The sequence below is a fragment of the Pelagibacterium nitratireducens genome, from assembly GCF_037044555.1.
GTDB lineage: Bacteria > Pseudomonadota > Alphaproteobacteria > Rhizobiales > Devosiaceae > Pelagibacterium > Pelagibacterium nitratireducens.
The window spans coordinates 2,433,377-2,459,438 of record NZ_CP146275.1 but is presented as its reverse complement, the minus strand read 5'-3'; the positions used below and the strand labels follow the sequence as shown (position 1 = coordinate 2,459,438).

Here is a 26,062-nt window from a genome sequence, read left to right as displayed (position 1 = left end):
TTGTCCTAAGTCTATCAAGGTATATTCGATGACCGAATTCACTCCACTGCTCTCGCTGTTTGGCGGGGCGCTGATCGGGCTGGCATCCGTTCTGCTCATGGCGCTCCACGGCCGCGTTGCGGGCATGACCGGCATTCTTTCCGCTGTCATTCCCCCAATGGGCGCCGATTGGGGTTGGCGGGCGGCATTTCTTGGCGGCACCATTGTCGCCCCGATCACTATCGTTGCCATTTTCGGCGATGTCGTCAGTTTCCATAGCCCGGTCCCCGCGCCCTGGCTGATTGTCGGCGGGCTTATCGTAGGCGTCGGGGTCTATTTCGGCTCTGGCTGCACCTCGGGGCACGGCGTTTGCGGCATTGCCCGTCTCTCGCCACGTTCAATCGTGGCCACCGTCGTTTTTATGGCCTCAACCGCCGCGACGGTATTTGTCATTCGCCACATACTCGGAGGTCTGTGATGCGCAGGATTGTTTTTGCCGGCCTTATCGGGCTGATCTTTGGCTCCGGGATCGCGGTTTCGGGCATGGCCAACCCAGCCAAGGTTCTCAATTTCTTCGACTTTGCCGGTAGTTGGGATCCGTCCCTGGCTCTGGTCATGGGTGGCGCTCTGGCCGTGACCGCCATCGGATACTTCTTCGTCCTCAAGCGACCCGCGCCAGTCTTTGACAAGACCTTCCATCTGCCGACGTCAAGGGAGATCGACCTGCCACTGGTGGCCGGCTCGGCGATCTTCGGCATTGGCTGGGGAATTACGGGGTTTTGTCCCGGAGGCTCGATTCCGGCGCTTGGCCTCGGAGAGCCCGACGCCTTCATTTTCGTTGCCGCGATGATTGGCGGCATCGTGCTGGCGCGCAGCGCGCGCCAGTTTCTGACCAACCGTGAACCCCAGACCGCGAGGTAATTTCCATGAACATCAAGAAGATAGACGACCGTTTTTCAATCACGGGCCAGATTATGCCCGCCGACATCGAAGCGCTCAAGGATATGGGGTTTGTAGGCATCGTTTGCGCTCGTCCCGATGAGGAAGAGCCGGGTCAGCCAAGCTTTGCCCAGATCGAGGCCGCCGCGCGAACCGCAGGACTTGTGGCCTTTCACGTACCGGTATCCGGCCCACTGACGGAGGGCCAGATCATCCGCTTTCATGACGCAATGGCCAATATCGAGGGGCCTGTTCTCGGCTATTGCCGCTCGGGTGCCCGTGCCGGCAGTCTTTACGCCACGCTCGACCAATAGGGCGCATGGACATGGTTGAAAGATACGTCCCCATTCTCAATTGGGGCAGGCGGTATTCGCGGGACAAGTTCGGTCGTGATTTTCTGGCTGCTGTGATCGTTACGATCATGCTGATCCCACAATCGCTTGCTTACGCGCTGCTGGCCGGATTGCCGCCGGAAGTCGGGCTCTATGCCTCCATCCTGCCGCTTGTGGCCTATGGCGTTTTTGGCTCTTCGACATCGCTGGCCGTCGGCCCTGTCGCTGTCGTCTCGCTAATGACGGCGGCGGCCATCGGGCGCATCGCACAGGAAGGAACTGCCGATTATGCCAGTGCAGCCATAGTGCTCGCTCTGCTCTCTGGCGGCATCCTTACCCTTATGGGACTATTCCGTTTGGGCTTTATCGCCAATTTCCTCTCTCATCCGGTGATCTCCGGCTTCATCACCGCGTCGGGCCTGATCATTGCGACGAGCCAGGTCGGGGGTCTGCTTGGTATTTCCAGCACGGGCCATGCCATGCCCGAATTGCTGGCCTCTCTTGCCGGGCATCTTGAACAGTTCAATCCCTATACATTTGCGGTGGGCGCGGCTTCGCTTGCAGCCTTGGTCTGGGTGCGGACGGGCATGAAGGGGATGCTGGTTTCGGTGGGTCTGCCTTCGACAATCGCTACTCTTGCCGTTCGGGCCGCGCCCGTGGTTGTGGTACTGCTGGCCATTGCCGCCTCCGCGGCCTTCGATCTCGGTACAAAAGGGGTGGCTCTGGTCGGCGAGGTGCCGCAGGGCATCCCCTTGTTGTCGCTTCCCGATCTTGATCTCGATATTGTCAGCGCCCTGATCGTTCCTGCCTTTATCATTTCAATTGTCGGTTTCGTGGAGTCGATTTCGGTAGCCCAGACCCTTGCCGCCAAAAAACGCGAGCGCATCGATCCCGATCAGGAACTTGTGGGGCTTGGCGCAGCCAATATCGCATCGGCCTTCGGTTCGGGATTTCCGGTGACCGGCGGCTTTGCGCGCTCGGTGGTCAACCACGACGCCGGGGCGGCAACCCCGGCGGCTGGAATGTTCACCGCTGTCGGAATTGCCCTTGCAACGCTCTTGCTGACCCCGTTTCTGGCACTCTTGCCCAAGGCGACGCTAGCTGCGACGATTGTCGTGGCGGTGCTGGCGCTGGTCGATTTCTCGATCCTGAAAAAATCCTGGAGCTATTCAAAAGCCGATTTTGCAGCCGTTGCGACAACCCTTGCAGGGACACTGATCTTCGGAGTGGAAACCGGTATCTCCCTTGGTGTTGCGGCCTCGGTGCTGGTGTTTTTCTACCGCAGTTCGCGTCCTCATATGGCGATTGTTGGCCGGGTACCGGGAACCGAGCATTTCCGCAATATCAACCGCCATGACGTTCGGACCGATCCGCATATTCTGGCGCTGCGGGTCGATGAGAGCCTCTATTTTGCCAATGCGCGCTATCTCGAAGAGCGGATCGCACGCGAGATTTCCGGCAGACCGGGCATAACGCAGGTCATCTTGATGTGTCCGGCGGTCAATGCAATCGACATGTCGGCGCTTGAAAGCCTCGAAGCGATCAATATTCGCCTCAAGGAACAAGGCATTGGCCTCAACCTTTCCGAGGTCAAGGGGCCGGTGATGGATCGGCTCAAACGCTCCGATTTCCTCGACCATCTCAACGGCAGGGTTTTCCTGAGCCATCACGACGCCGTGGACGCGTTGTCGGTCAGTCTCGTCCCCTGAACCGGCGCTGATAGGCGGGATCGTAGAGCGAGCTGTCGGAAAACCCCTCAGCGGCAAGGGTATGGCCAACGAAGATGATCGCCGTCCGCTCTATGGGGTCGGTGGCAACCTTGCCTGCAATATCGCCCAGCGTGCCCCGGACAATTCTTTCGGAATCCCAACTCGCCCAGACGACGATGGCAACCGGGCAATCGGCGCCGTAAAGCGGGGTAAGTTCGGCAACGATGTCATCGAGCGCATGGATGGCCAGATGGACGGCGAGGGTGGCGCCGCTGGCGCCGAAATTGGCAAGCGTTTCCCGCTCCGGCATCGCAGAGGCGCGGCCGGAAACCCGGGTCAGAATAAGGCTTTGCGCGAGCGCAGGCTTCGTCAGTTCCTGGCCCAGCGCCGCCGCTGCCGCGGCAAATGCCGGAACGCCCGGGGTGAGGGTGTAGGGGATGGAATGGATGCTGAGGCGCCGGATCTGTTCGGCGACGGCGCTCCACATGGATAGATCGCCCGAATGCAGGCGTGCGACGTCGAGACCGGCGGCGTGGGCGGCGAGATATTCGGCCTCGATCTCATCGAGCGAGAGGGGGGCGGTATCGACCAGACGGGCATCTTTGGGGCACCAGTCGAGCAGGTCTTTTGGGACAATCGAACCGGCATAAAGGCAGACCGGACAACGGCTTAGGATGTCGCGCCCGCGCACCGTGATCAGGTCCGCCGCGCCGGGACCGGCGCCTATGAAATGGACGCTCATTTGACCCACACCCATTGGGTGACCGGCATGGCGGGGCGCCAGCCGCTCATGGTGCCCAGCGGTTCGGCGCGGGCGACCTGGATGCGGGCAAGACTGCCGCCCATCTGCTGATGAAGTAGCGCCAAAAGCGCTTCCATTTCTAAGGTTACTGCGTTGGCGACCAAACGGCCACCGGGTTTGAGAGCCGCGATCGCGGCATCGACGACGCCATCGTCGGTTCCGCCGCCCCCGATAAAAATTGCATCGGGTTGTTCAAGTTTTTCAAGGACTTGCGGCGCGCGTCCGACTCTGATTGTCAACCCCGGAACACCCATGAGCGCTGCATTGTCCACAATACGGGAACCGCGCACGGGATCGGCCTCAATGGCGATGGCTGAAAGCGAGGGGTCCGACAGCATCCATTCGATGCCGACCGAACCCGAACCCGCCCCTATATCCCACAACATTTCGCCACGACGCGGCGCAAGGGAGGAAAGGGTCAGTGCCCGGATCTCGCGCTTGGTGATCTGCCCGTCATGGCTGAACCAATAATCGGGCAGGCCGGGCGTGAGCGGAACAATACGCGCATTTTCGTCCGCGAGAATATCTATTGCCAGAACATTGAGCGGACTTATGTTTTCGAGATCGAACGATTGCGCGAGCGTGGTGCGAACCTTCTCGTGCGGGCCGCCAAGGGCGTCGAGTACCGTCACCGCGCTGCGGCCAAACCCGGCCCCGGTCAAAAGCGCGGAAATCCGGGCCGGTTCGGTCTCATCGGAGGTCAGGGCGAGGATTTTCCGGCCGGGATGGAGGTGCGGCAGAACGAGCTCGATGGGGCGTCCATGCAGAGATAATGTGGTCACGTCCTGCAGCGGCCAGCCCATGCGGGCGGCGGCGAGGGAGAACGAGGAAGGGCTTGTAACTACAAGCATTTCTGCCGCCGGAATGCGGCGGGCCAGAGTAGCGCCGATGCCGTAATGAAACGGATCGCCACTGGCCAGCACGCAGACGCGTTTGCGGCCGCGCAGCCGGGCGACTTCTTCGATCGAGGTTTCGATCGGGCTCTGCCAGCGGCGCTGTTCGGCAAGGTTCATGTTGCGCACGAGGCGCAGATGCCGCTCGCCGCCAAACACCACTTCCGCATTGGCAATCAACGACTTGGTGAGATCGGTGAGACCGTCGAGCCCGTCTTCTCCTATGCCGACGATGGTGAGCCAGCGGTCAGCCATGTTCGGGCACCCAGCGCGGCGTGTAAATGAGATCGGGCTTTTCGGGGCGTTCGATCACCCGTGTGAGGGCATTGCCGACGATAAGGCAGGTCGACATGTCGATGGTCTCGGCCTTCACCTCGGAGAGCGCCTGATGCCCAATGGACCCTCGGTGCACTCCCACGCCACGCCCAATCGACACCACCGTTTCAGAGGGCAGAACTTCGCGCAGGATTTCAAGCGCCTTGCCCAGTTGCCAGGGCCGCGATTTCGAGATGGGGTTGTAAAATGCGATAGCAAAACCGGCGCCGGCGGCGGCGCGGATGCGCTTTTCGATGATCGCCCACGGCTTGAGATTGTCCGAAAGCGAAATGGCACAAAAATCATTGCCCAACGGGGCGCCGATCCGGGCCGCTGTTGCCAGCATGGCGGTGACGCCGGGGACGATGATAAGTTCGATGCCACGCCACTCGGGTGCGCCTGTGTCGATTGCCTCGCAGACCGCGGCGGCCATTGCAAAGACCCCCGGATCGCCGCCCGAAATCATGGCGACCGTGTTTCCCTCCGTGGCCAGCGCAAGCGCTGCGCGGGCGCGGTCGAGTTCCTCGCGGTTGTCCGAGGGCACGGCGACCTGATCGGGCGTCAAGTTCAGCCGCTCGATATAGGGCTTGTAGCCGAAGAAATGGCTCGATGCGGCAATGGCCGCCTGCGCCTCGAGCGTGATCTGCTCGGGACTGCCCGGACCCGTGCCTATGACGTACAGCGTGCCGCTCATGGGCGCGCCTTCCAGCCGGGAACCAGGATCTGGCTGAAATAGGGGGCGGGGCTATCGTCACGGTCCTTAAGCGGCAGGACGACTGCGTTGTCCATGGTGCCGCGCTCGACATAGATGGCGCTGTCGAATTTGCCGGCGGCTTTGAGCGCCTCGCGGATTTTGGGCAGATTGCGGCCGACCTTCATGATGACGGCACTATCGGTTGAGCCGAGACGCGTTTGAAGGTCGGTAAGATCGAGCGTTCCGGGCAGCACGGTGAAAATATCGTCGCCCTGCATGAGCGGCACGCCCGCCTGCGACCAGCAACCGGAAAGCGAGGTGACGCCCGCGATCACCTCTGTGGGGTAGGCGGGGGCAAGGCGCACATGGATGTGCATGTAGGAGCCGTAAAAGAACGGATCGCCTTCCGAGAGCACGGCGACTGTCTTGCCCTGATCGAGATGGTGGGCGATGTGCAGCGCCGCATCGTCAAAGAACGCAGCGATCTGGCTCTTGTAGCTTTGATCGTGCCGATGCACTTCGGTGGTGACCGGATATTCCAGCGGCAATTCGATGGCGTTTTCCGGCCAGTGGGGCGCGACGATGGCGCGGGCATTGCCGGGGCGGCCGCGCTTGAGGAAATGGGCCACGACATCGGCATCGAGAATGGCGCGCACGGCCTTGAGCGTTAAAAGCTCGGGATCGCCCGGCCCGGTGCCCACCCCGATCAGTCTGCCTTGTGTCTGGCTCATATGCCGGGCCTCGCAAGCGCATTGAGCGCGGCGGCGGTCATGGCGCTTCCGCCAAGACGGCCTTCGACGATGGCGAAAGGAACACCGTAAGAATTGTCTTTAAGTGCCTGTTTTGACTCTGCCGCGCCCACGAAACCGACCGGCATGCCGATGATGGCGGCGGGTTTTGGCGCGCCGTCGCGCAGCAGTTCGAGCAGATGGAACAGGGCCGTCGGCGCATTGCCGATGGCGACCACGGCGCCTTCAAGGCGCGGCAGCCAGATGTGGATGGCGGCGGCGGAGCGGGTGTTGCCGTGGTCCTGCGCCAGAAACGGCGTCTCGATATTGTTGATCTCGCAGATCACTTCATTGTCCGCCGGCAGGCGAGCGCGGGTGACGCCGCGCGCCACCATTTCGGCATCGGTGAAAATGGGCTTGCCGCGTTCGAGCGCGCCGCGCGCCGCTTCGACGAAGCCGGGGGCGAAATGGAAATGGTTGGCGGCCTCGACCATGCCGCAGGCGTGAATCATGCGAACGGCGAGTTCGGCCTCGGCGGGCGAGAAGCGCGAAAGGTCGGCTTCGGCGCGGATGGTGGCGAAGGACTGGCGGTAGATCTCCTGCCCATCGCGGATATAGTCATATTGCGTCATTACTGCCCCAGCCGGCCAAGAACCGAAAGCGTCGTCTCGCCGGGCTGGCGAGTATCGCGGATTCGATCGGCCAAAGAAACGATGCCGGTTTCAATAGCGGCAGGATCGAGCGTTGCAAGCGGTTTGGCGTCGGGTGCGCGGTAAAGCGTCAATTGGCTGCCATCGAGCACAATGCCCGGACGGCCCGCATGGGGACAGCCTTTGGCACAGGTGGAAACGTGAATGTGGAACGATCCGTCGATCAGTTCAGGTGCGGCGGAATAAAATCCCTGCGCCAGTTCGGCAGCCTGAATGACGCCCGCGTCGGTATCTTCGGCGCCCGAGCAGATCGAGAGTTTCACCCCGGTTGCATCGGGTCGGGTCCAGTAGCCCACACGGGCAAGGGCCGGAGCGAGGGCCCGCAGGGTCGAGGTATCGAACCCGACAAGAACGAGCGAGCGGTCCGGCGCCGTGCGCGCTTCCGCCACGCCCTGTTCGGCCATGATCTGGGCCAGATCGCGAACCTGGCGCGCGCGCACCTGGCCAAAGGGCAAGCCGACGCGCAGGGCCGGGGCATGGTCCGAAAGGCTCAGGGGGCCGACCATGTAGCTCGATGGACGGACGCTGGAATGGGTGAGCGGGCGCAGGTTTTCGATTTTCGCGGCAATCGGGGGAGCGGCAAGATCGCTGGCGCGGGCTCGCGGGCCTTCGGCCTGAAGCGCCTCAAGTATGACCGCCACGGCTGTGGGGATATCGGCTTCGTTGAGTTCGCCCAGCGTGTCGGTGCCCAATTCGAGCGCCCAGCCATCGGGGCGGGCGATGAGCCGGATATCGGCTTTGAGGCCATCGAGCAGGACCTGTCCGCCGGTGACAAGCACGATGGAAAGCTTTGGCGAAAGCGAGCCGTGGGCGAGCGCATCGTTGCAGACGGCGCGCAGGGCGCGGGCCAGCGGGCGTGGATCGGCCATGGCCTTGGGATCGTCGCCGGCCAGCGGGGAGATTTCGATGGCAGGCGCGGGCTGGGCGGCGATACCGGCATTGGCAAGCGCGTCGCGAAAGGGAGCGGCCGACGATTCGGAAAGCCCGCGCACCTGCAGATTGCCTCGCGCCGTGACCTCGATCAGCCCGTTGCCATGCGTGTCCGCCGCGTCGGCCAGCGCCGTGAGCTGGTCGGGCGAAAGCCCTGTTTCAGGGCGAAAGCGGGCGAGCAGGCCATCGGCCACCGCCATGGGGTTTTCTAGGGTCGGGCAGGCGCCGCGCGGTGCTGGAGATGCTGTCATGTGCGTCTCATAGCAAGCGCAGGCGGGGCGAGATAGGGGTTGGCGGGACTTTGCGGCGGCCCTGTCAGGTCCGCCGCAGCAAATAGATGTCCATGATCCAGCCGTGCCGGGCGCGGGCGGCATCGCGGGCCGCCGAAATCTGGTCGCGAACGTCAAGAAGCGGGCCTTCGATGAGGAGCTGGTCGTCCATCCCGGCATAGGCGGCCCAATAGATATGAAGGTCGCTCGGGTCGATGCTGGCATAGGTCTTGTTGCCGTCGAGCATAACAACGACCGTATCGGACCCCTCGGGCCAGCCCGCCGCGAGCTTGCGCCCCGTGGTGATGGTCACCGGGTTGCCGATGGTGTTGAGGGGGATGGTAAAAGCCGCGGTCAGCGCGGCAATTGCCGTGATGCCGGGGATGACCTCGATGGTAAAGGCGAGATCGGACTTTGCCTTGACCAATTCCAGGATGCGCAGCGTGCTGTCGTACAGGCCGGGATCGCCCCAGACCAGGAGGGCGCCGGTGGCGTCTTCGGGGGCTTTGGCGAACATTTCGATATAGCTTTGGGCGATCAGATCGTGCCAGTCGAGCACCCGTTGGGTGTAATCGCCGATGGCCTCGTTGCGGGCTGAAATGGGGTATTCGACAAGTTCGTAAGGGCGCGAGATGTAGCGTTCGCAGATGGTTGTGCGGATCGCGGCCAGCGCCGATTTCTCTTCGCCCTTGGTAGGAATAAAGATCACATCTGTCCGATTGAGCGCTGCGATGGCCTGCATGCTCAGATGCTCGGGATTGCCAGTGCCAATGCCGATAACGAAGAGTTTTTTCATGGCGCGCTATAGACCATGAGATTGCCCGCCGGAAAAGACTCTGAAAATTTTCCGGGTGAGGACTTGTGTCCGGAACCTCCAATCGCTAAATGAGCCGTCTTCCGCGTGTCGTCCGGCGCGGATTTTTTTATGGCCTTAAGGCTGATCGCTTTCATCCCCACCCTTGGGGACCAAGGAGGTTCGAACGCAAGAATTGACGCTACAGACACCTTACTATCTGCTCGACAAATCGGTACTTCTCCGAAATCTGGAAAAAATATCGTATTTGCGTCAGGCTTCCGGCGTCAAATGCGTGCTTGCGCTCAAGGCTTTCGCGACATGGTCGGTGTTCGACATCATGAGCGAACACATGGACGGCACGACCTCCTCATCGCTCAATGAAGTCAAGCTCGGCCGCGAAAAATTCGGCGGGGAGACCCACGCCTATTCGGTGGCCTGGGCCGACCACGAGATCGATGAGGCGATCAACAACTGCGACAAGATCATCTTCAACTCGGTCAACCAGCTCGAGCGCTATGCCGACAAGGCAAAGGCGCAGGGCAAGGCGATCGGGCTGCGGCTCAATCCGGGCGTGTCCCATTCTCACTTCATCCTCGCCGATCCGGCGCGGCCGTTTTCGCGGCTGGGCGAGTGGGACATGGAGCGGGTCAACCCCGTGCTCGACCGCATCTCGGGCGTGATGTTCCACTTCAACTGTGAGAACGATGAGTACGACAGCCTTGATATGCTGCTCAAGACCATCGAGGACCGTTACGGCGAAATTCTGCATGATCTGGAATGGGTTAGTCTTGGCGGCGGAATCCGTTTCACAAACCCCGATTATCCGATCGACAAGCTCGCCGCGCGGCTGCGGGAAATGAGCGAGCGCTTTGGTGTCCAGCTCTATCTGGAGCCAGGCGAGGCCTCGGTCACCGGATCGACCACGCTCGAAGTATCCGTGCTGGACGTCGTCTATAACGGCAAGCACGTCGCTATCGTTGACTCGTCGACCGAAGCGCATATGCTCGATCTGCTGACCTATAGCGAATACACGAATGTAGCCCCCAATACGGGGCCCTACACATATATTGTCTGCGGCAAAACTTGCCTTGCCGGAGACATTTTTGGAGAGTTCCAGTTCGAGACCGAACTCAAGGCTGGGGACCGCATCTCGTTCCTCGATGCCGGCGGTTACACCATGGTCAAGAAGAACTGGTTCAACGGGGTCCAGATGCCGTCTATCGCGGTACGTCACCTGGACGGGCAAGTGGAACTCGTAAAAGAGTTCACGTTTGAGGACTACGCGCAGAGCCTGTCGTAACCTGGGGTGAGATCCCGATTTCGAACAGCGTGCGTAGCTTGGTTCAACCTCTGAAAAGGTGTTTCGTGAAAATTGAAAAAGAACGTGCTGATTATCGGTGCTGGAGGTGTGGCGCAGGTCGTCGCCCATAAGGCTGCAATGGCAAATGACGTGCTGGGCGACATCCATATCGCGTCGCGCACGCTGGACAAATGCCAGGCCATCGTTTCGAGCGTGCTCGAAAAGAAGTCCCTCAAAAAGCCCGGTGTTATAGAAGCCCATCGTCTCGATGCGCTCGATATCGACGCGACCAAGGCGCTGATCGCCAAGACACGGTCGCAGATCGTCATCAATGTCGGCTCCGCCTTCATCAACATGAGCGTGCTCGAGGCGTGCATCCAAACGGGTGTGGCCTATATCGACACGGCCATCCATGAAGAGCCCGAAAAGATTTGTGAGACGCCGCCCTGGTACGGCAATTACGAATGGAAGCGGCGCGAGCGGTGCGAGAAGGCCGGCGTGACGGCAATTCTGGGCGCCGGGTTCGATCCCGGTGTCGTCAATGCCTATGCGGCGCTGGCGGTGGACGAGTATTTCGACACTGTCGATTCAATCGATATCATCGACATCAACGCCGGGTCGCACGGCAAGTATTTCGCCACCAATTTCGACCCGGAAATCAACTTCCGCGAATTTACCGGCGTGGTCTATTCCTGGCAGGACAGCCAGTGGCAGACCGACAAGATGTTCGAGGTTTCGCGCACCGACGATCTGCCGGTCGTGGGCTCGCACACCTCTTACCTGTCCGGCCATGACGAGATCCATTCGCTGTCACGCAATCTCGACGTTCCCAATATCCGCTTCTGGATGGGGTTCGGCGAGCACTACATCAACGTCTTTACGGTGCTCAATTCACTCGGCCTGCTCTCCGAGCAGCCTGTGACAACGGCCGAAGGGCTCGAAGTGGTGCCGCTCAAGGTGGTCAAGGCCGTGCTGCCCGATCCGTCATCGCTGGCGCCCAATTATGAGGGCAAGACCTGCATCGGAGACCTGGTGAAGGGCAAGAAGGACGGCGAGGACCGCGAGGTCTTCATCTACAACGTCGCCGACCACAAGGAAGCGTTCAACGAGGTGGGCAGCCAGGGCATTTCCTATACGGCCGGCGTTCCGCCGGTGGCCGCTGCGATCCTTGTCGCCAAGGGCACATGGGATTGCCACAAGATGGTCAATGTCGAGGAACTGCCGCCGCAGCCCTTCCTGGGCCTGCTCAACGAGATGGGGCTTCAGACCTCGATCCGCGACGAGAAGGGCGAACGCGATCTCTCTTTCGATGGTTGGACGCCGCCTGCGGCGGCCATTGCCGGCAAGGTTGCCAGCAAGCGCTGACATTGCAAGACGCACGATCGGAAAGGGCTCGCTTCGGCGGGCCCTTTTGGTTTGAAGGGACCAAAGTGCTTTTGCCCAGCTGGAGCGAAGGAGCAGGCCGCTTATGACACCCGGCCGAATGATCGGTTGGGCATGGGGGGTGTCGCCGCTTGTGACTGGTTGGTGGGCAAAATACGCCTATTGTCGGGGCATCGGGTATTGTGGATGCGATAAAGGCAGGCAAATGCTGGAAAGGACGTGGCCATGAATGAAATGGTAACCAGCCCGCCGCCCCGCTCGGGCATCGTGCAGTCGATCGATCGTGCCATGTCCATCCTCGAAGTTCTGGGTGAGGACGAGGAAGGTTACCGGCTGACCGATCTTGCCAAGCGCACCGGCCTTTCGGTTTCCACAGTACACCGGCTTTTGACAACGCTCGAACAGCGCCGCTTTGTGCAGTTCGACCGCTCCGATGGCATGTGGCACGTGGGACGCGGTGCGTTCACCGTCGGCTCGGCGTTCGTGCGCCAGCGCAATTTCGTGGCACCAGCCTTGCCGCTTCTGCGTCGCCTGCGCGACCAGACCCGCGAAACGGTCAATCTCGGCATAGTTGATGACGGGGAGGTCGTGGTGCTGACCCAGGTGGAAAGCCGGGAAATTATGCGCGCCATTACCAGGGTCGGGGGCAGGGCGCCCGTGGTCAATTCAGGCATGGGCAAGGCGATCCTCGCCAGCTATCCCGACGCCGACATCGATGCGGCAATTTCACGACACGGTCTGCACAAGGTGACGGAAAAATCGATAACGCGGCCGGTGCAGTTGCACGCCGACATCGCTGCCATCCGCGAGCGCGGCTATGCGCTGGACGATGAGGAGTTCGTGACCGGGCTCCGATGCGCGGCGGCGGTGGTCTATAACGCACAGGCCGAAGCGCTGTGTGCCATTTCGATTTCAGGGCTTGCGGTGCGCGTCAGTGACGAACGTCTGCATGTGCTTGGACGCTTGATCGCCGAGGCGGCCAAGGAGTTGACAATTACTCTGGGCGGGCAGTCACCGGGACGGTGATATACACGCGACCGGATTTGTTTGGGGCAAAGCCTTGGCTGGGTCCGGCAATAAATGCCGAAATGACAGAATGACATTTGGTTTTGACTGACCGTTTTGCCTCGCCTCCGTCTGTGGCCTCGGGATGACCCGTGGAGAGGCGGCTGACGAAAGCGGCTGGCGGACCAGGGCCCGCCAGCGCTGACAGGGATCAGTCTCCCATCACGACGCCTTCGCGGCGCTTGTCGGCGGCGCCGATCAGGCCCTCATCGGTGAGTTTGATGACGTGCAGGCCGGAGTTGAGGTTGGTGATATTGACCTCATGGCCCAGAGCTTCCAGTCCGCCGGCCAGTTCGGCAGAACCCTCGCCCTCTTCGATATTGGTGCCGCCATTGAAATTGGTCACGTGCGGCAGATCGATTGCCTCCTGCGGATCCATGTCCCAATCAAGCAGTGAGACCAGCGAAAGCGCCGTATAGTGGATAATCGCCGCCCCGCCGGGGCTACCGGTCAGGAGCACCGGCACATCGTTTTCAAGAACAATGGTCGGGGCCATCGAAGAGCGCGGGCGCTTGCCAGGTTCGACCCTGTTGGCGATGGGCGCGCCATCGGCCTCAGGTGCGAACGAAAAGTCGGTGAGCTCGTTGTTGAGCAGATAGCCGCGTGTCATCACCCGGCTACCGAAACCGCTCTCGATTGTCGTTGTCGCCGAAATCGCATTGCCATCGGCATCGACGATGACGAAATGTGAAGTCCCGGCGCGCGGGCGCTCGATATCGGACGCCAAAAGGGCTTCGTCCCATCCCGGAGGAACGCCGGCGGATGCTCTGCCCATGGATGTCTCCGCATCGATCAACGCGCTGCGTTCGGCCAGGTAGGCATCATCGAGATAGCCTTCGGGAATATCGACGAAGTCGCTGTCGCCCAGATAGAGCCCGCGATCGGCGAAGGCCAAACGCGAGGCTTCGGCAAACAGGTGACGGAATTCAACGCCATCTTCCATAGCCGGAATGTCGAACGGTTCGAGCATCCCCATGATCTGGCCGACGGTCAACGCGCCCGAGGACGGCGGGCCCATGCCGCAGACTTCATAGCCACGATAGTCCATGCAGACGGGATCGCGCATGACCACGTCATAGGCCTCGAAATCCTCCATGGTAAGGATCCCGGGATTGATGTTGGTGTTGAGCGCCGCAACGATGTCCTCGGCGATCTCGCCGGTATAAAAAGGCGCCGCGCCTTCGGCGGCGTAGAGCTTGAGCGTGTCGGCGTACGCCTGGTTGGTCAGCGTCGAGCCTTCGGCAATCGGTTCGCCGCCGGGCAGGAAATACTCGGATGCTTCTACGAACGTATCGAGCCCGGTTGCCCCGGCAACCGAATCCGCCATGCGCTGGGTCACGGTGAAGCCGTTTTCGGCGGTATCTATGGCGGGCTGGAGCAATTCGGCCCAATCCATGGTGCCGTGATCGGAATGGAGGGTTTCGAGCAGCATCGGTGTGCCCGGTACTCCGGCCGAGCGCCCACCGATCACAGCGTCCATGAAGGCCATGGGTTCGCCATTCTCGTCGAGCCAGTAATCGCCATCGGCCGCCAGCGGCGCCTTTTCGCGGGCGTCGTAAGTGGTGAGTTCGCCGCTTGCTGCGTCCCAATAGAGCAGGAACGCGCCGCCGCCCAGCCCTGAACTTTGCGGTTCGACCAGTCCGAGCATGGTTTGGACAGCGACCGCTGCATCGGCCGCTGAACCGCCAGCGGCGAGAACATCGTAACCGGCCTGTGTGGCCAACGGATGGGCCGAGGCGATCATGAAATCCTCTGCCATCACGGATTCGTTATCGGCAATGGCTGTCGTATCTTCTGGTTGGGGAGCGTCCTGTGCCCAGACGGGTACTGACGAAAGGAGAGCGGCGGAAAACAGTGCTCCACCGTGACGTAGAAAATGCATGATAATCCTCATCCTTTGTTTCGAGTCGCTCCAACTCCCCCAAGTCGGCACCGCGGCCCTGTTCTGACAGTGTGGCTGCCCGATGGGCAGCTCGTTCAGTGAAGGCCGATATGGGGGAGAGGGCAAGCGTTATTCGTTCGTCATGCGCGCGGCGAATAAGGGGGGTGAAAGCCGATGGCTTGACTTTCCATTTCAACGGGCTGAAGGAACACGGCCCAATTTTGCGTGCACGCTGGAGCGGCGGGCCCGCCAGACTAAGAGATATCCAATGTCACCGACCGATGTGAACGGCGCATCCGCGCCCCAAGCGCCTTTGGGCGAACCCGACAATACAGCCCGCAACAGGCTCGTCATTGGCCTGTTGCTGGTTTCGGCCTTTGTGGTGATCCTCAACGAAACCATCATGAGCGTGGCCATTCCCCATCTCATGGTGGACCTGGAGATCAGCGCCAGCGCGGCGCAATGGTTGACCTCGGCGTTCATGCTGACCATGGCGGTGGTCATTCCTATTACTGGCTATCTGCTGCAAAGGCTGAACACGCGCCCGGTCTTTATCCTGGCCATGTCCGCGTTTAGCGCCGGCACTCTGCTTTCGGGCATGGCGCCGGGCTTTGAGGTGTTGCTGGTGGGGCGCATCATTCAGGCCTGCGGCACGGCGATCATGATGCCGCTGCTGATGACCACTGTCATGAACCTTGTGTCGCCTGAATCGCGGGGCCGCACGATGGGCAATATCTCCATCGTCATATCCGTGGCGCCGGCCCTGGGGCCGACCATTGGCGGTTTCATTCTCGAGCACCTCGAGTGGCGCTGGATGTTCTTCCTGGTGCTGCCCATTGCGCTTGCCGCCCTGGCCCTCGGTGCCACCCGGATTCAGAACGTGACGACGCCCTCAAGGGCGCCGCTCGACGTGCTGTCGATCATCCTTTCGGCATTGGGGTTCGGCGGGCTGGTTTATGGCTTGAGCAGCCTGGGCGGTGACGCCTCCCATGGCGGCGGTGCGACGGTGTTCCCTGTATGGGTGCCGGTCGTCGTCGGTGTCATCGGGCTCGGCCTGTTCATCGCGCGTCAGTTTGCGCTGCAAAAGCGCGAGGCAGCGCTGCTCGACCTGCGGACCTTCGCGACGCCGGTGTTCACGGTCAGCGTCATCATGATGGGCATTTCAATGATGGCCATGTTCGGCTCACTCATCCTGCTGCCCATCTACATGCAAAACGTGCTGGGGCTCGATGCATCCCAGACCGGGCTGACCTTGCTGCCGGGCGGTCTGGTCATGGGCCTGATGTCGCCCTTCGTTGGCCGTCTGTTCGACAGGTTCGGGCCGACAGTGCTGCTCGTACCGGGAGCCACATTGGTGAGCGGGGTGCTCTGGGGCATGACGACGCTGGATCAGTTCACGTCGATCTATTTCATCCTCGGGCTTCACATCACGCTTAGCCTGGGGCTGGCGCTAATGTTTACCCCGCTGTTCACCTCAAGCCTGGGTTCGCTGCCCCGGCATCTCTATTCCCACGGCAGCGCGGTGATCGGCACCATCCAGCAAGTCGCCGGCGCGGCAGGCATCGCATTGTTCGTTTCGCTTATGACCTTGCGTACTGCCGACCTGGTCGCCGATGGCGCCGAGGCTCTCCCGGCCATGGCGCAGGGAATTCAACTGGCGTTCCTGTGCGGCGCAATCATCTCGATGTTTGCGATCGTGGCGGCATTTTTCATTCGCCGCCCGCCGGCACAGCCCATGGGCGCCGAGCCGGTGCCCGGGCACTGATCTGAAGAAACCAGGACTTGAAAAAAAGGCGCTGCCCCAGGGTGGCGCCTTTTTTCTGGCCGACTTTGGCCGATTTGACTGGCTACAAGAACGTACCGTTCACAAAATCCCAACTTGAGTTAAATCGCGTAAGGGTTATCAACGGGGCTGGTTTTGTAAAAGCGCGTACATTGGCCACGAGCCAATAGTCTTGGGGGACAGCTGAAACCGTCAGACGAATTTTCAGTTCGCGGAGTTGAAAGGCTTTGCGAAGGAAGGCCTCTTCTATGTCCAAAACGGTTCTTGTTCTCGGTGGCGATGGCTTTTGTGGCTGGCCGACTTCGCTTCATCTTTCGGCTCTTGGATATGAAGTCGTCATCGTCGACAATTTCGTGCGCCGTACTATTGCGAAAGAACTTGATGCACCGAGTCTGACACCGATCGCCAGCATCGATGAACGTTTGAACACCTGGAAAGATGTCAGCGGGCACGATATCGACGTCGTCGAACTCGACATCGCTCAAGACTATCCCGAACTCCGCCGCTTGCTGGCCTCGGTAAGGCCCGATGCAATCGTGCATTTCGCCGAGCAGCGTGCCGCGCCCTATTCGATGCGTGACGCCGCGCACAAGGCCTATACTGTCGACAACAATGTAAACGGCACCCACAATTTGCTGGCGGCGATGGCCGAATTGGGCCTCGACACCCACCTTGTCCATCTCGGGACGATGGGGGTCTATGGTTACGGGGGCGATGGGCTGGAAATTCCCGAAGGCTATCTCGACGTCACGATCGATGGCCCCGATGGCGCCCGCTATCCACGCAAGATCCTCTATCCCACCAAGCCGGGCAGCATTTATCACCTGACCAAGTCCATGGATCAGTTGATGTTTCAGTTCTATGCCGGCAATGACCATTTGCGGATCACCGATCTGCATCAGGGCATCGTCTGGGGCACCCAGACCGAAGAAACCCGCCTCGCTCCCGCACTCATCAACCGCTTCGACTATGACGGCGATTTCGGTACCGTACTCAATCGCTTTCTGATGCAGGCCGCCGCCGGCCATGCGCTGACCGTCCATGGGACGGGCGGGCAGACCCGTGCCTTCATCAACATTCAGGACACCGTACGCTGCATTGCCCTGGCGCTGGCCAATCCGCCCGCTGCCGGCGAGCAGGTCCGTATCATCAATCAGGTCGCTGAAACCCGCCGCGTGCGCGATCTTGCCGAACTGGTTTCCGAACTCACCGGGGCGGACATCGAATATGTCGATAATCCGCGCGGCGAGGCGGCCGAAAACGATCTGGTCGTCTCCAACGCAACGCTGAAAAACCTGGGCCTCGAGCCGATCCTGTTGCGCGATGCGTTGCTGACCGAGACCGTCGATATTGCCCTGCGCTTTATCGAGCGGGCCAATCTCAACACGATTCCGGCAACGGCGCTGTGGTCCGGCCGGGCCGAGCGTGAAATCTCGCAGCTCGACGCACCGCAAATCGCCCAGCGATGAAAGACCTTCTGCGGCTGCTGTTTATCGCAGTTCTGAGCTTCATGATCGTCGGCCTCGCGGTGGCTTATACGCGCGATAGCGATGTGCTGGGCCGGCTAACCTCGGCCGTCGACACAGCGGCACTGCCGCAGCTGGAATTATCGGTCGCGGAACCCGAATCGGCCGAGCAGGAGTCCGCCACCGAAATCTGGATTCCTCGCCCCCGAGCCGATCAATGGATCGGATTGGCCGGCTTTCCCGATTCGACCGAAATCCGCTTTGCTTTGCCCGCCGGCGTCAATTTTACTGCCGGCGCGCTTCGCCTCGCTTTTGATGTGCAATTGGGCATGCAAGGCGACGGGCGCATGACCATCAACGTCGATGGCGTACGCCGGGGCGAAGTGGTGCTCGATCCGGGACAGTCACGTCACGAAGTCGAAATCGCCCTCGAACAGAACGATTTGCTGTCCGATGTCGTGGTCGTGACATTCGAGGGACGCGGTACGACCAGCACGGGACAGATATGCCCGGCGGATGCCGCCAATTCAGGCGCGGCGGTCACCCTGAGCGATGACAGCGGGCTGGCCCTGTTGACCGACGACCCGGTCGATACAAGGGCTGTCAGGATTGCCACGATGTCCGATCCCGCTTGGCTGGACCTGGGAGCCGAGACAGGCACACAGGCGCTGGCGATCTGGGCGCGGCAGGATTTCGCCCGCAAGGGTATGGAAGTGCGGTTTGCCGCCAATGACACAGTGCCCGACATCGTCATGGCACAAGGCACCCAGCCAGCTCTCGCGCTCGACGCCGAGGGCCATGTAGCGATAGCTGGGGAAGCGGGGATCGAAGGGGTGCTTGCGGCGCGCATGCCGGCAGCGATACGGCCCGTGCCCGACGCATGGCCAGTAACCGTCGACAAGCTCTCGGCCGAAACCCTGCTCAAGAATTTCCGCGGCTCGCGGCGCTGGACAATCCCTTACGCCCTTGCCGATCTGCCCGGCGGCCTGATGCCACGGCGCTTTGCCCTTGAGCTCAAGACGTCGACGCTTGCTCCAGGCAATGACTGGGTGGTGCGCGTTTCGCTCAATGGCAATCTGCTCGAGACCGGGCGCTTTAACGGGCAGGGCGATACCATTTCTCTCGATGTGACATTGCCGTCCGGTATCCAGACCCTGTCGAACACCATTCTTGTCGAACTTATCGACACCACCCCCAATGATTCCATTTGCCGGGTCGGCCCCGATGCCCAGGCCCAATTGCTGCCCACCTCGCGCCTGACCCCGCAAGGTGTCCAGCCCACTGGCGGCTGGCCGCAAATGGTGCGTGCGCTGGCCGCAGAACCGGCCATCGGGCTCGGTGTGACGACCCCGCTGACGCGCGGCGAAGCGCGCACTGCCGCTGCGATGCTGGGACGCTTCCTGCCGGCCGGGAGCGACGCTGTGTTTGGCACGGAACGCGATACCGCGACCGCCAGCATCGAAATCACCACAGCCGATGGCCTGAGATCGGCGCTGCGTCTTGCCGGAGAGTTCGGGGCCGGTGCGCACACGATCTGGCTGGCGGTACCCGATGGGGACAGGGACCCAATCCTGATCGCGATTGCCGACCCGCGCGCCGCTGCGCTGATCGAACGTTTGGATGACAACGCAGCGGTCATTCTGATCGACCTCTGACCATGCTGCAGCGCGCTTCACGGGATCACGACTATTGGTCGGTGGACAGCGCGCCGGCAAAACTGACGCGGCCGCTATCCGTCTGGGCGGCGCCGAGCCTGTTGCTGATTTTCACTGCGATGGCCGCGACTTTGCTGGCCGTTGTCAGCGCCGAACCGTTTGCCACGTTTTTCCCCAATGGCGACGTTGTGTTCTCGCCCTATCTGGGCACCCACTCCATTCCCCTACGCATTTTTATCGTTTCGTTCATCGTCGCCTTTTCGGCTGTGGTTGGCGCCAGAGCACCCCAGCGGCTCCGTTTTTTCCTGGAAGTCACGCTCTATTACATCGTTGTTTGCGCTGCATTCGATCTCATCAACATAGCGGCCTATCGACTGACCGGCTTCGTCTATTCGATCCATGTGGTTGAAATTCTCTCCGGGCTGTTCGGCTTTTATATCTTTTCGATCCGCCTGCTCGACCAGGGAACGATGCCCCGCAGAGCTCCTTTCGCGCCCTTCAGTGCGCGCTTCAAGGCGACCTCGTTCGTCATGATCGTGCTGGCCGTGGGGGCGGCGATTGCAGTTTCGCTGTGGATCGACACGCTTGATCTGCCTCTGGTGGGCGATCTTCGCTCCGTCGCGCTGCTGGGAGGGACGGGACCGGGGGTCTTCTTGTTCCTGCCGGTGCTGTTCTTCCTGCTTTACGTACTCGGGACGATCCGCGCCTTGATACGGCGCAGGCCCAAATATTGTCCGCCGGTGACAGTCATCATTCCTGCCCACAACGAAGCCCACATCCTGCCGCACACGCTGGCCGCGCTTGAGAAAGCGGCCGCCCAATATGACGGCGCCGTGCATGTGTTGGTGCTCGATAACTGCTCGACTGACGGGACCGCCCAAATGGCAGCGCGAACCTTTGCGGAGATGCCGCACCTGCACGGGCGGGTGGTGGACGTGCCGGTGCCAGGCAAGTCGAATGCGCTCAATGCGGGTATCGGCCTGACCGCCACCGAAATCGTCATCCGTATCGATGCCGATACCCAGGTTTCCCCTGCTGCGGTTTGGCGCGCGGTGCGCCATTTCTGGCGCGGCGATGTCGGTGTGGTGGGAGGACTGCCGATTGCTCCGGGGACCGGCAAGTTCGATAGGGCCCGTAATCTCGAAACGCTGCTCAAGCACGGCTATTATCAGGTGGCGCACGGAGCGGTTGACGCCATTGTCGGTGTGCCGGGCATGTTTGCCGTTTATCGGACAGAGGCCGTGCGCGACGCCGGGGGTTTTACCGGCGGCATGAACGGGGAGGACACCGACATGTCGTTGCGCATCGGCGAGATGGGCTTTCGCATCGTCGGCGACCCGACCGTGACCTATGTTTCCGAGGTGCCCGCAAGCTGGAAGCATCTGCGCGAGCAGCGCATGCGCTGGTTCCGCTCGGTCTACCATGTCTCTTCGCGCAACCGCGATTACCTGGACGGCTGGATGCCCTCGGTGCGTGGCAAGATCATCTTGCCCTTCATGCTGCTCAATTCAGGCCGCCGGGCCATGACGGTGCCGTTGGTGATCTTTGGCGTGCTCTACTATTTCACTGGGTTCAACCCCCTCAGCCCGCTGACCATTCAGGCGGTTGTCGCTGTCGTTCTGGGTGCCCCAGCGCTTATGGCGGCTTTTGCGGCTCTGGCCAATGGCCGGATCGGCGCACTGATCGGGTTGCCCGAATATGTGGTGTTCAGGCTGGTAAGATCCTATCTGACGCTCGAATCCGTACTCTCGATCGCCTTCAGCCAGACGGCGTCACATGAAGGTGCGCTCCTGCTCCCGCCTCCATCTGCAACACAAGATAAAATGCAACCGACTTCTTAAAGCGCCCGTTGGTTCACCAGGGGTCATGATGTTTCCGCTTCATCCCGTTGGATAAAGCCGGAGAACCGGTGCCATGCGCTACCCCCTTTGGGCATTTCTTTTCGTCTTCCTGCTGCCGCCCTTCACGCTGCACGCAGCGCTTGCCGGCAATGCAGGATCAGATCCCTGCCTTGCACCTGTCGAGCGGTTCGAGACGGCGTTCTTTCCCGAAATCGATCCCGTTCCCCTCCTGCGGCACGCGTTCTAGAGCGTGTCCAGCAAAAGTGGCACGGTTTTGCGGTTCGGACACGCGACAAAACAAGGGGTTAGAGCCGAGGATTTGATTCAAGCAAATCCTGAACGGCTCGAGGTCTCCGACCGAATGAACAGGCGGCAGGTGTCGGGCGACCAACCCAGATAGAAACAAAGGCCTTACTGCGTGGCGCTGGGGCTTTGGGCCTCTTGTTGGCGGCGGGCGGCGATCACGACTTCCACGCGATTGCGGGCCTTTAGCTTTTGCATGAGGCTGGACATGTAGTGCTTGATCGTCTTCTCGCTCAGATTGAGGTGACGAGCGATTTCCTTGTTGGTTTGCGCTTCGAAAAGATGGGCGACGATCTGCTTTTCGCGAAGGTTTAGCCGAACGGCGTCGTTGATCTCACGCCGCTTGCTGCGTTCGCGCAGGCCGGTGAGCACGCTGGATGCGAACTGTCGGCTGATATACAAATCGCTGGAAACCGCGGACCGAAGCGCTTCTGTGAGCTCGGCCATGGGGCCGCCCTTGAGCACAAAACCGATAGCGCCCATGTCCATCGCCTTGACTGCCGACTCCGTGCTGGAGAAAGCCGTATAGATGATGACCTTGGTTTGCGGGTGCCCGCTTGCTATCGACTTGATGGTTCCGAAAACATCCCCCGGCATCGACAGATCCAGGAAGATGACGTCCGGCGCCTGCAGTTTCACGATTTCGAGCGCGTCGTCTGCTGTGACGGCGGTCGCGATCACCTCATATTCGGCATAGTCTTCAAACACGGAAACAAGTCCGCGCAACATTGCCGGGTGATCATCCGCAAATGCCAGCTTTAGACGATGTGTCATCACCGCTCCCCCTTGGTTTTTTCTGCCCCTCCTCATATAGAAAACTATATTTGACCGTAAACAAACAGTAAATAAGCAACCGGAGACCTGTTCCTTGAAAGTTGATTAATTATCGAAAATTAATCTGGACCTTGGACTAGGCCTTTTTGACAAAAATCAAAACTTGATTGTCTTACTCTTCCCGGAAGGCGCGTGTGACCTGATCGGTGAACGGCTTGAGGAAGTAAGCAAGCGCTGTCTGTCGCTCGGTTTCGACGAAAACTTCTACCGGCATGCCGGGTACGAGCTGGCCTGCACCGAGCGCCACTTCGGGGTCCTGGGCATGGACCTGGGCGACGTAAAAGCTTTCGCCGGTCTGGGTGTCCTGCTGGGCGGCGGCGGATATCCTGGTGACCGTGCCTTCGACTTCGGGCGTTGTGCGGTGATTGAAGGCACTGAAGCGCAGTGTCGCCGGCTGATCGACATGGATCTGGTCGATGTCGTTGAGCGCCACGCGGAACTCGATGGTAAGATCGGCATCCTCGGGCACTATCGTCGCAATGCGCTCGGCGGGGGAGATAACGCCGCCGATGGTTGCGATGTTGAGTTCGTTGACCACGCCTGTTGCGGTTGCAAGAATTTCCGTGCGCGCAAACTGGGCTTCGGCGGCTCCCAGGCGCTCCTCGACTTCGGCGATCTGGGCCTCTACGGCGCGCAATTCGCGCTGGGCTTCGGTCTGACGCGTGCCATCGAGATCGAGAATCTGAAGTTCGACATCGGCGATCCGCACGCGCGCCCGGGCAATGGACGTATTGAGGTCACCTGTTTGTCCCTGAAGCCTGACCACGTCCCGTTCGGCGGCGGAGACCCGCGCCGTTTCGACAAGGTTGTTTTCGGCCAGTCGACGGAATCGGTCGAGTTCGGCGCGGGCAAGTTCGAGTTCCGAACGGGTGGCGGTGACCTGGAATTCGAGGCCTTCGATCTCCTGGTTGAGCTGATCGATCTGGAGAGCCAGTTGCTCACGCTGAGACTGGTGGCGCGCCAGATTGCCCGTAAAGACCTGTTGCTCGCCTTCAAAGATTTGGGCGACGGCGGGAAAGGCGGTCAGCAATTCTTCAGAAAGCGTCATGTCGGGCGTACTGTTGGCCTCCGCAAAAAGGCGCGCGCGGCGTACCTCGAGTTCCGACAACTGTCCTTGAAGGATTGTGCGCTCGGCGCGGATCTGCGCGTCATCGAGGCGGACAAGCACCTGCCCCTCGGTGACGAAGTCACCCTCGCGGACGGCAATGGATTTGACTACGCCCCCATCGGGATGCTGGACGAGCTTGATGTCCTGATCGACGAGAACGGTGCCGACCCCGATGACAGCGCTCGAGAGCGGGGCGGTAGCCGCCCAGCCACCGACCCCGCCAATGAGAAGAACGCCGAAGATGGTAGCGAACACCACCCGACCCCTGAACGAGTAGCGCTTGTCGTCAGCGCCGCTTCTGGCGCGCCGATGATTGAGGTTGGCGATTTCGATGGCACTCATGATCTGGCTCCTGGGTACGCGTTACTCATGCCGAAAGGGTGTCGTTGGCGTAGTTGAGATGAAGACCGAAAATGTTGAGGGTGAAGTCCATGACCGCATCTCCATTGATGTCGGCTGCCACGACCGTCACGTCGGTTCCATCGACCTGGTCGTGGGTGACGAGCAGCGGGAACTCCGAGCGCAACCAGTTGTCGTCATCATCGCCATAGACCGTGCGGAACATGTCACGCTCTGTGGCGCGGACGTCCCGGCTGATGTCGTAATCACGCACCCGCACCCGATCGCCGACAACGAAATCCAAAATGTCATGAACCAGATCGTCGCTCATGATGGGGCTGTCGTCGGTAACCTCGAAAACGAACGTATCCCGACCGCGACCACCGGATAGCACATGCGCCGATCCGGTGATCACGAACAGATCGTCGCCGGCTCCTCCGGTAATTTCCTCAAAGCCGTTGAACTCATCGTCGCCGATGGAATCGCCACTCGCCTGGCCCGTTCCTGTGTGAATAAGCAGGTCTTCGGCGCTTTCGGAATAATCGAGGACATCATAGCCCTCACCACCGGCATTGGTGTCGTCTCCGGCCCCTCCGATAACGACATCGTTGCCTTGGCCGGCCTCGACAACGTCATCGCCCGCGCCTGCGCGCAGGACATCGTTTCCGATGCCGCCTTCGAGGCGGTCATTGCCGGTGCCCGCATCGAGCAAGTCATCACCGTCATTTCCGTGCAAACGATCGTTGCCGGCCCCTCCGACGAGGACGTCGTGGCCCGTGCCGCCGGAAAGAAAATCGTGCCCGGCGCCGCCTTCGAGAATATCGTCGCCCTCGCCGCCGTCGAGATAATCGTCGCCGTCTTCGCCATAGAGGGTGTCGTCGCCCTGATCGCCGAAAAGACGGTCGGCGCCATGGCCGCCGTAAAGGATGTCGTCGCCCTCGCCGCCGAACATCATATCGTTGCCCGTTCCGCCATATAGAACGTCATCGCCCGCTCCGGCCATGATGTGATCATGGCCGGAGCCCCCGACCACAAGATCATTGCCGCCCATGGCGTCGATGATGTCGTCACCGGCCAGGGCGTCGATGTCATCGTCGAAAGGGGATCCGACAAAAAGATCATTGCCCGGCGTAAGGGTCTGGGTCTTGCGCACGATATCGAAACGGGCCGTTTGCCAGACCACGGCTTCACCATCCGTGATGGAATAGGTCAGCGTCACCGGGCCAAGCATGCCAGCCTCGGTCGTCACGCGCCAACCACCCTCGACGGCCTCGAGCGAGAGGGCATCTGCACTGACATCTCCGACGGCGAGCTGATCTCCGTCGGGATCGGTTGCCCCCCAAAGCAGGTGGTAGAGACTGAACAGGACAGCCTGACCGGCAAAGACATCGTTGAGCCGCACGGGGCCGTCGAGCCTCGGGGCGCGATTGGGCTTTGTGGCCTCGGGCGGGTCGGTGTTCTCGTCGCCGGGCTCGTTCCGATCGCTTCCGGGACCGGCAGCGGTTGGAAATGGGACCACATTACCGGGCGATTGCGTCTGCCGGTTATCGTTGGACGACACGATGCCGTAGGCTGACGGAAATGCTGAAAGTCCGGCAATCTCGAATGAAAATTGAGTGAACTGGAACGGTGTGGTTGTGTCTGCGAGCAGGACGTTGGGCGACCAGTCGATCGTGTGACTGGAGTCGTCCTTGCCGAAATCAGCGACCCGCCCGGCCCGCGAAGATCCATCCCGATCCGAGTGGTCACGCTCGTTGGCGTGTTCCCGCATTCTGTGCTCATCGGGCTCCGGTTCGGGTTTGTTTTTTGCCCCAGAGGGTTCCGCTGCGCTCCTTGTCACCGCGGTGTCGAAAAAGCTGCGGACATAGAGTGCCATCATGATGATGACGGCCCCGGCATGAACCGGGAGCATTGTCAGGCGCCGCTTTGGATTGAAGAAATCGAATTTTTCCGAAGGCGGCTGGGCCTGTGTTTCCGATCGTGTTCCCTTGACCTCGATTGTCATGA

The 26,062-nt window shown here is 60.9% G+C and carries 23 protein-coding genes; 12 read left to right on the top strand and 11 right to left on the bottom strand.

Annotated features, from left to right (window positions below):
* Positions 1-28 precede the first annotated feature (28 nt).
* From V6617_RS12185 to V6617_RS12170, 4 genes are read left to right on the top strand one after another with little or no spacing between them, the layout of a single operon-like run.
* Complete coding sequence (locus V6617_RS12185) at positions 29-457, top strand: YeeE/YedE family protein (RefSeq protein ID WP_338607230.1); 429 nt, start codon at positions 29-31, stop codon at positions 455-457.
* Positions 457-900, top strand: a complete 444-nt coding sequence (locus V6617_RS12180) for a YeeE/YedE family protein (RefSeq protein ID WP_338607229.1) — start codon at positions 457-459, stop codon at positions 898-900. Before V6617_RS12185 ends, V6617_RS12180 begins: the two co-directional genes overlap by 1 nt.
* 5 nt (positions 901-905) lie before the next feature.
* Positions 906-1,232, top strand: a complete 327-nt coding sequence (locus V6617_RS12175) for a TIGR01244 family sulfur transferase (protein ID WP_338607228.1) — start codon at positions 906-908, stop codon at positions 1,230-1,232.
* A 5-nt stretch (positions 1,233-1,237) separates the two neighbouring features.
* Positions 1,238-2,959 carry a SulP family inorganic anion transporter gene (locus V6617_RS12170; protein WP_338607227.1) on the top strand — a complete coding sequence of 574 codons (1,722 nt, stop codon included), beginning with the start codon at positions 1,238-1,240 and terminating at the stop codon, positions 2,957-2,959.
* Here V6617_RS12170 and cobM read toward each other — a convergent pair.
* From cobM to cobF, 7 genes are all read right to left on the bottom strand, one after another.
* Positions 2,943-3,701 carry a precorrin-4 C(11)-methyltransferase gene (gene cobM / locus V6617_RS12165; protein ID WP_338607226.1) on the bottom strand — a complete coding sequence of 253 codons (759 nt, stop codon included), beginning with the start codon at positions 3,699-3,701 and terminating at the stop codon, positions 2,943-2,945. The two genes, V6617_RS12170 and cobM, sit on opposite strands and share 17 nt — an antisense overlap.
* Positions 3,698-4,909, bottom strand: coding sequence for a precorrin-6y C5,15-methyltransferase (decarboxylating) subunit CbiE (gene cbiE / locus V6617_RS12160; RefSeq protein WP_338607225.1), 1,212 nt, complete (start codon positions 4,907-4,909; stop codon positions 3,698-3,700). Before cbiE ends, cobM begins: the two co-directional genes overlap by 4 nt.
* Positions 4,902-5,663 carry a precorrin-3B C(17)-methyltransferase gene (gene cobJ, locus V6617_RS12155; RefSeq protein WP_338607224.1) on the bottom strand — a complete coding sequence of 254 codons (762 nt, stop codon included), beginning with the start codon at positions 5,661-5,663 and terminating at the stop codon, positions 4,902-4,904. Before cobJ ends, cbiE begins: the two co-directional genes overlap by 8 nt.
* Complete coding sequence (locus tag V6617_RS12150; protein WP_264224868.1) at positions 5,660-6,394, bottom strand: precorrin-2 C(20)-methyltransferase; 735 nt, start codon at positions 6,392-6,394, stop codon at positions 5,660-5,662. Before V6617_RS12150 ends, cobJ begins: the two co-directional genes overlap by 4 nt.
* Complete coding sequence (locus tag V6617_RS12145; RefSeq protein ID WP_338607223.1) at positions 6,391-7,023, bottom strand: precorrin-8X methylmutase; 633 nt, start codon at positions 7,021-7,023, stop codon at positions 6,391-6,393. Before V6617_RS12145 ends, V6617_RS12150 begins: the two co-directional genes overlap by 4 nt.
* The gene (locus V6617_RS12140) at positions 7,023-8,282 is read right to left on the bottom strand and encodes a hypothetical protein (RefSeq protein ID WP_338607222.1); all 1,260 of its coding nucleotides are present in this window, start codon (positions 8,280-8,282) and stop codon (positions 7,023-7,025) included. Before V6617_RS12140 ends, V6617_RS12145 begins: the two co-directional genes overlap by 1 nt.
* 64 nt (positions 8,283-8,346) lie before the next feature.
* Positions 8,347-9,096 (bottom strand): precorrin-6A synthase (deacetylating), encoded by a 750-nt coding sequence (gene cobF, locus V6617_RS12135; RefSeq protein ID WP_338607221.1) that lies wholly within the window; start codon positions 9,094-9,096, stop codon positions 8,347-8,349.
* Between the two features lie 193 nt (positions 9,097-9,289).
* On the opposite strand from cobF, the gene V6617_RS12130 reads away from it, so the two are divergent.
* The 3 genes from V6617_RS12130 to V6617_RS12120 all read left to right on the top strand — a co-directional run bounded on the left by V6617_RS12130 (position 9,290) and on the right by V6617_RS12120 (position 12,805).
* Positions 9,290-10,396 (top strand): carboxynorspermidine decarboxylase, encoded by a 1,107-nt coding sequence (locus V6617_RS12130; RefSeq protein ID WP_338607220.1) that lies wholly within the window; start codon positions 9,290-9,292, stop codon positions 10,394-10,396.
* A gap of 72 nt (positions 10,397-10,468) precedes the next feature.
* Positions 10,469-11,761 (top strand): saccharopine dehydrogenase family protein, encoded by a 1,293-nt coding sequence (locus V6617_RS12125; protein WP_338607219.1) that lies wholly within the window; start codon positions 10,469-10,471, stop codon positions 11,759-11,761.
* A 243-nt stretch (positions 11,762-12,004) separates the two neighbouring features.
* Entirely contained in the window at positions 12,005-12,805 is an 801-nt protein-coding gene (locus V6617_RS12120) for an IclR family transcriptional regulator (RefSeq protein ID WP_338607218.1), read from the top strand.
* Between the two features lie 190 nt (positions 12,806-12,995).
* On the opposite strand, the gene ggt is transcribed toward V6617_RS12120, so the two are convergent.
* Entirely contained in the window at positions 12,996-14,726 is a 1,731-nt protein-coding gene (gene ggt / locus V6617_RS12115) for a gamma-glutamyltransferase (protein WP_338607217.1), read from the bottom strand.
* 268 nt (positions 14,727-14,994) lie between these two features.
* Here ggt and V6617_RS12110 point away from each other — a divergent pair, with 268 nt between their 5' ends.
* The 5 genes from V6617_RS12110 (at position 14,995) to V6617_RS12090 (ending at position 21,718) form a co-directional block, all read left to right on the top strand.
* Positions 14,995-16,491 (top strand): MDR family MFS transporter, encoded by a 1,497-nt coding sequence (locus V6617_RS12110; protein WP_338607216.1) that lies wholly within the window; start codon positions 14,995-14,997, stop codon positions 16,489-16,491.
* Between the two features lie 266 nt (positions 16,492-16,757).
* The gene (locus tag V6617_RS12105) at positions 16,758-17,978 is read left to right on the top strand and encodes an NAD-dependent epimerase/dehydratase family protein (protein ID WP_338607215.1); all 1,221 of its coding nucleotides are present in this window, start codon (positions 16,758-16,760) and stop codon (positions 17,976-17,978) included.
* A complete protein-coding gene (locus V6617_RS12100) occupies positions 17,975-19,630 on the top strand; it encodes a hypothetical protein (RefSeq protein WP_338607214.1) in 1,656 nt (551 codons plus the stop codon). Before V6617_RS12105 ends, V6617_RS12100 begins: the two co-directional genes overlap by 4 nt.
* Before the next feature lie 2 nt (positions 19,631-19,632).
* Positions 19,633-21,471 (top strand): glycosyltransferase family 2 protein, encoded by a 1,839-nt coding sequence (locus tag V6617_RS12095; RefSeq protein WP_338607213.1) that lies wholly within the window; start codon positions 19,633-19,635, stop codon positions 21,469-21,471.
* A 73-nt stretch (positions 21,472-21,544) separates the two neighbouring features.
* On the top strand, positions 21,545-21,718 hold the full coding sequence (locus V6617_RS12090) for a hypothetical protein (RefSeq protein ID WP_338607212.1): 174 nt from the start codon (positions 21,545-21,547) through the stop codon (positions 21,716-21,718).
* A 164-nt stretch (positions 21,719-21,882) separates the two neighbouring features.
* Here the strand turns inward: V6617_RS12090 and V6617_RS12085 are convergent, their stop codons facing one another.
* The 3 genes from V6617_RS12085 to V6617_RS12075 all read right to left on the bottom strand — a co-directional run bounded on the left by V6617_RS12085 (position 21,883) and on the right by V6617_RS12075 (position 26,060).
* Positions 21,883-22,503 carry a response regulator transcription factor gene (locus V6617_RS12085; RefSeq protein WP_338610711.1) on the bottom strand — a complete coding sequence of 207 codons (621 nt, stop codon included), beginning with the start codon at positions 22,501-22,503 and terminating at the stop codon, positions 21,883-21,885.
* A gap of 217 nt (positions 22,504-22,720) precedes the next feature.
* Positions 22,721-24,058: an HlyD family type I secretion periplasmic adaptor subunit gene (locus V6617_RS12080; RefSeq protein WP_338607211.1), complete on the bottom strand. Its 1,338-nt coding sequence runs from the start codon at positions 24,056-24,058 to the stop codon at positions 22,721-22,723.
* Positions 24,059-24,083: 25 nt separating this feature from the next.
* A complete protein-coding gene (locus V6617_RS12075) occupies positions 24,084-26,060 on the bottom strand; it encodes a cadherin-like domain-containing protein (RefSeq protein ID WP_338607210.1) in 1,977 nt (658 codons plus the stop codon).
* Between the last annotated feature and the right edge of the window lie 2 nt (positions 26,061-26,062).